The following is a 4,687-nucleotide window of genomic DNA, read 5'->3' as shown; positions in this document are numbered from 1 at the left end:
AGGGCTCTTCATGGCTCAGACCGGCTGGGCATTGGGGATCCCTAGCTTCTCCAAATAGGCGGCTGCCCGCAGCAGTTTGGCTTCTTGATAGGGGGCGGCCACCAGTTGTACGCCAAAGGGCAGGGATCCGCTCTCGCGCAACGGCACTGAAAGCACCGGCAGGCCGATAAACGAGAGGGGCTGAGTGTAGAGGCCGAGGTTGGGCCGAGTGAGAACCTCTACCCCATCGATCACCATCTTCTCTTGGCCGAGCAAGGGGGCAAAGCAGGGGGTGGTGGGGGCGATGAACAGATCGATCTCCTGAAAAATGGCCTGCACCTGCTGGCGATACCAGCGGCGAAAGCGCTGCGCCTGCAAGATCCAACTGGCAGGCAACAGGGCTCCGGCCAAAAAGCGATCCCGGGTGGCCGGGTCAAAGTCGTGGGGGCGAGTTCGCAGGTTGGGCAAGTGCAGGTTGGCTCCCTCAGCAGCCGTGATCAGGAAGGCGGCGGCACGGGCGCGCTGGGCTTCCGGGATCCGCACAGTCTGGCCGACCCCCAAGGCTTGGGCCACCTTTTCTACCCCGGCCAAGATGGGGGGCTCTGCCCCTCGGGCAAAGTAATCATCCGCCACCGCGATGCGCAAGCCCTCGATCCCCTGCCCCAATTGCCCAAAGGTGGGATCTACAGGACGCCGGGTACAGACGGGATCTTGGGGATCCGGCCCTTGCATGACATCGAAGCTGAGGGCAATATCGGCCACCGAACGGGCCAAGGGGCCCACGTGGTCAAAGCTGGCGGCAAACAGAGCCACTCCTGCCCGCGATAGACGGCCATAGGTGGGCTTGAGGCCGTAGACGCCACACAAAGAGGCCGGTACCCGAATCGAGCCGTTGGTGTCGCTGCCCAGGGCGAGAGGCACCAAACCTCCTGCTACTGCAGCTGCCGAGCCGCCGGAGGATCCCCCCGCACTGCGGCTGAGATCGTGGGGGTTGTGGGTGGGGCCGTAGTGGCTGTTTTCGGTGACGAAGCCGTAGGCGTACTCGTCCATGTTGAGGGTGCCCACCAAGATTGCCCCTGCCTGCTTGAGACGAGCCACCACCGTTGCATCTTGGATGGCCGGGGGATTCTCGCGGTTGATCGCCGAGCCAGCCAGGGTGGTGAGGCCGGCCACGTCAAATAAGTTCTTGACGGCAAAAGGCACCCCTGCCAACGGGCCTACAGGGATCCCTTGAGCCACCTGTCGATCCACCTGCTCCGCCGCTTGTAAGGCCGATTCCTCCAAGACAGCTGTAAAGGCATTGAGCTGGGGATCCCGCCGGCGAATCCGCTCCAGACAGGCGGCCACCACCGCTTGGGCGCTCACGGATCCCTGGCGGACAGCCCTGGCAATAGAGACCGCGTCGGCGCTGCCGAGAAGATGGGGATCCCCGGTCATGGCTGAGGGTCAAAGGTGGGATCTGGCTCAACTATCGGCGGCAACGGGAACTCCAGCACCTGTTGAGCAATGGGCAGAAAGCGGGCAAAATTTTCGATCACCCCTGCTCGGTGTTCAGGATGCAGGGGCAGTTGCAGCAGTTGGGCCATTTGATCGACGTAGGTTTCGGGATCCCAGGGCTGCATGGTTTTGGGGTCAGGGAGCCGATTGCAGCAAAAATACCACCACTAGCCTCCAACAACAAGACCGTCGTCGACTAGGGAGCGGACATTTGCACAGTGTTGCCCTGCAGCGACCAGAGGCGCTCGTTGGGCAAGACAGGGCGGGTTATCGCCTGCCGTTCCAGCTCATTCAAAGCAACGCGACGGCTATGTGCAGAGCGATTGGAAGCAGCGCTGGCTTGCAGGCGTTTGCGGAACAGACGCAACTGCTGCTGCTCTGCTTCGGGAGAAACATGCTGGGCAAAGAGGGGATGCAAGATTTTCTCCTCCTGATCAAACTGAGCCCGCAATTGCCGATAGAAGTGAAGGGCAGCAGAAGGATCCACCTGCTGCGGGGTGCGCTCTGATTGGTGCAAAAAGCGCGTCAGCTCTGGAATCTGATCCCGCAGATGTTGCTCCAGCCGCTCAATTTGGTCGCTAAGGTGGGGATCCCCCTGGAGAGCCGACCTGAGCAGGGGGTAGAGAACATGGCGCTCCAGTTGAATGTGGCGGGAGAGGCGCTGTCGCAACCTTTGTACACAGAGGCGTCGCTGCTCCAGATCCAACTCCGGCGCTCGAGACAGGCGAGTCAAAAACTGCAGGATGACGCGGTGCTGTTCAGCACAGAGGGCGATCAGCGTACCGGCAGAGGTTGCTCGCGTCAGCGGGAGGGACTCCTCAGAAGACATGGCAGTTGACAGCAGAGAAGTTTCATCTCAGCTTAACTTTGTCAAGAAATGATGGCCTGCGTAAGGGTACGGGAATAGCGCAGGTGTCTTGGATACACTCGGGCAGCAATCCTGGGAAAAGTTGTCCAGATCTGAACTCCGGCAACGCCACTCTCTAGGCTTGCACAGGCCAGCGGCGTTTCCAAGCAGAAGTGGGCTCCAAAGGGGATCCCTGCTGTTCCCGTTGGCGTTGCAGACGGATTTGCGCTCTATCTCCTTTCAAGGTGGGATCCCGGTAGGGCACGGCAGCGCGAGTTTTCAGGTGCTCCCACTCCATGGGGGAAAGAGGCGGCAGGTGGTCAGGTTGGGGCGAGGCCACTGTCCCCGGCCAAGGACGACCTACCGGGGGGGTAGAGCCGATGAAAAGCCCTGCTTCCAACAGAGCCGCTCGCACCGCCGCTGCACAGGAATAGGTGGCCAAAATCCCGCTGGGGCGCATCCGTTCGGCCACGGCCCGCAAGAAATCCACCGTCCACAGCTCTGGGCAAACCGAAGGGGAGAAGGGATCCAAAAACACCGCATCTGCCCACCCCAGCGGCACCTGCAACACCGTTTGCCGGGCATCGCCCCACAGCAGCGTTCCGCGCCAGCGCTCCGATTGCCAGGATCCCTGTTCAATCCAGTGTTGCCATTCTTGCCCAAAGCTCCAGTCGGATCCCACCCCTGCCTGCCAAGCTTGCCGGGGTACTTCCGGGGATCGCTCCAGGCCGATTACTTCTACAGAACAGTGGGGCCGGATTTGCCAAATGGTTTCTAGGGCAAGGCCGGAGTTGTAGCCCAAGCCAAAGCAAATATCCAAAAGGCGAATGGGCTGGGCGGGATCCCGCTCCAAAGGCAGCCGATCCAGCCGGCAAGGGCGGACAAACTTCTCCAAAGCCTCCTGGGCGGCACCACTGACGTTGTGAAAAGCCTGTCCAAACTCTTCCGAGAAAAAGGTCAGGGATCCATCCCCTGTGGTCAGCACCTGCCACCGAGTCTCCATTGCCTGCTGTTGTCTCTATTTTCAGTTGGGCGATTCTTTGATAGCTTGAGAACGTTGAGATGTGTTTCGCAGCTCACCGGCAGGGCTCTCAACATCCCTGAGTAGGGAGGATATTTCAACAGCTATGTCTCTACTGGATTGGTTTGCGGAGCGGCGCAGACAAACCTCTCTGAACCTGACAGGTAGCAGCCCCTTCGACAAAGAGCGTCAGGTAAGAGAGATTGCCGACGGCCTCTGGCAAAAGTGTCCTGCCTGTGACACCCTGACCTACACCAAGGATCTGCAGCAAAACTGGCAAGTCTGCCCTAGCTGTGGGCATCACCACCGCATTACAGCTCCAGAGCGGCTGGAACAGCTTTTGGATCCCGGATCCTGGCAACCCCTCGACGAGCACCTGGCTCCCACGGATCCCCTACACTTTTTCGACCAAAAGCCCTACTCCGAGCGCTTGGCCACCTACCAGGAGCGCACCCAGCTCAAGGATGCCGTCCTGACAGGGTTGGGAAGCCTGGAAGGGATCCCGGTGGCGATTGGGGTGATGGACTTTCGCTTTATGGGCGGCAGCATGGGCTCGGTGGTGGGAGAGAAGATCGCCCGCCTCACGGAACGGGCCACCTGCGATCACCTGCCCTTGATCCTGTTTTCGGCTTCGGGGGGAGCCCGCATGCAGGAAGGGATCCTCAGCCTGATGCAGATGGCCAAGACCTCAGCCGCCCTACAAAGGCACCGCGACGCCAGACAATTGTTCATCTCCGTGCTCACCCATCCCACCTATGGCGGGGTAACTGCCAGCTTTGCCATGCTGGGAGATTTGATCCTGGCCGAGCCGGGCGCGCAGGTGGGGTTTGCCGGGCCCAACGTAATCGAGCAAACCATCGGCAAGGGCAAGCTGCCAGAAGGCTTCCAAACCGCCGAGTACCTGCTGGCCCAAGGGCTCATCGACGCGATTGTGCCCCGCACCGAGTTGCGCAAGCGCCTGGCCCAGTTGCTCTCCATGCACCGTCCCCGTTTGCATGTGTCCCTTCCTTCAATCAGCTCAGAGGCTTTAACCCTGCAGCCCATGCTGTAGGTAGATCTGGCTGGAACCTGAGATGGGTGGCCGAGGCGGGATCCCTTCCCTGCGGGGGATGGAGTTCCTGCTAAGCTCTGGGGCGGCTCTTACTTCATGGGTTTACACGGCTTCCCTCTGGCTTGTTGGGAGAGGAGCTGGGGGCGAGAGGGCAGATGTTTTTGGAGGGAGCCGCGCTGTCCCTGGGGATCTTCACAAGATTTCCTGGTGGGCGGTAGCGGATGGTGTTAAGGTGGGGCATGAGGTCTTCACTGGAAACGATGGATTTCAAGCTGCGCATCCGTACTGCTGA

5 protein-coding genes are annotated in these 4,687 nt (G+C 60.5%); 1 reads left to right on the top strand and 4 read right to left on the bottom strand.

The window, feature by feature from the left end:
* Positions 1-15 precede the first annotated feature (15 nt).
* From NW820_RS09100 to NW820_RS09085, 4 genes are all read right to left on the bottom strand, one after another.
* Positions 16-1,416 (bottom strand): AtzE family amidohydrolase, encoded by a 1,401-nt coding sequence (locus NW820_RS09100; protein ID WP_414407310.1) that lies wholly within the window; start codon positions 1,414-1,416, stop codon positions 16-18.
* Entirely contained in the window at positions 1,413-1,601 is a 189-nt protein-coding gene (locus NW820_RS09095) for a DUF4089 domain-containing protein (RefSeq protein WP_011430915.1), read from the bottom strand. Before NW820_RS09095 ends, NW820_RS09100 begins: the two co-directional genes overlap by 4 nt.
* A gap of 71 nt (positions 1,602-1,672) precedes the next feature.
* Complete coding sequence (locus tag NW820_RS09090) at positions 1,673-2,305, bottom strand: hemerythrin domain-containing protein (RefSeq protein WP_011434208.1); 633 nt, start codon at positions 2,303-2,305, stop codon at positions 1,673-1,675.
* Positions 2,306-2,459: 154 nt separating this feature from the next.
* Complete coding sequence (locus NW820_RS09085) at positions 2,460-3,326, bottom strand: tRNA (5-methylaminomethyl-2-thiouridine)(34)-methyltransferase MnmD (protein WP_414407309.1); 867 nt, start codon at positions 3,324-3,326, stop codon at positions 2,460-2,462.
* 124 nt (positions 3,327-3,450) lie between these two features.
* On the opposite strand from NW820_RS09085, the gene accD reads away from it, so the two are divergent.
* Positions 3,451-4,395: an acetyl-CoA carboxylase, carboxyltransferase subunit beta gene (gene accD, locus NW820_RS09080; protein WP_414407308.1), complete on the top strand. Its 945-nt coding sequence runs from the start codon at positions 3,451-3,453 to the stop codon at positions 4,393-4,395.
* Positions 4,396-4,687 lie beyond the last annotated feature (292 nt).

The sequence above is a fragment of the Synechococcus sp. R55.7 genome, from assembly GCF_047461955.1.
In the GTDB taxonomy this organism is placed as follows: domain Bacteria; phylum Cyanobacteriota; class Cyanobacteriia; order Thermostichales; family Thermostichaceae; genus Thermostichus.
The sequence above is the reverse complement of the archived record's forward strand: the minus strand, read 5'-3'. Positions and strand labels throughout refer to the sequence as shown.

Bases quoted from the DNA above. Each gene is read 5' to 3' on its own strand.
- NW820_RS09100 (WP_414407310.1), bottom strand. From the start codon at position 1,416: ATGACCGGGGATCCCCATCTTCTCGGCAGCGCCGACGCGGTCTCTATT.
- NW820_RS09095 (WP_011430915.1), bottom strand. From the start codon at position 1,601: ATGCAGCCCTGGGATCCCGAAACCTACGTCGATCAAATGGCCCAACTG.
- NW820_RS09090 (WP_011434208.1), bottom strand. From the start codon at position 2,305: ATGTCTTCTGAGGAGTCCCTCCCGCTGACGCGAGCAACCTCTGCCGGT.
- NW820_RS09085 (WP_414407309.1), bottom strand. From the start codon at position 3,326: ATGGAGACTCGGTGGCAGGTGCTGACCACAGGGGATGGATCCCTGACC.
- accD (WP_414407308.1), top strand. From the start codon at position 3,451: ATGTCTCTACTGGATTGGTTTGCGGAGCGGCGCAGACAAACCTCTCTG.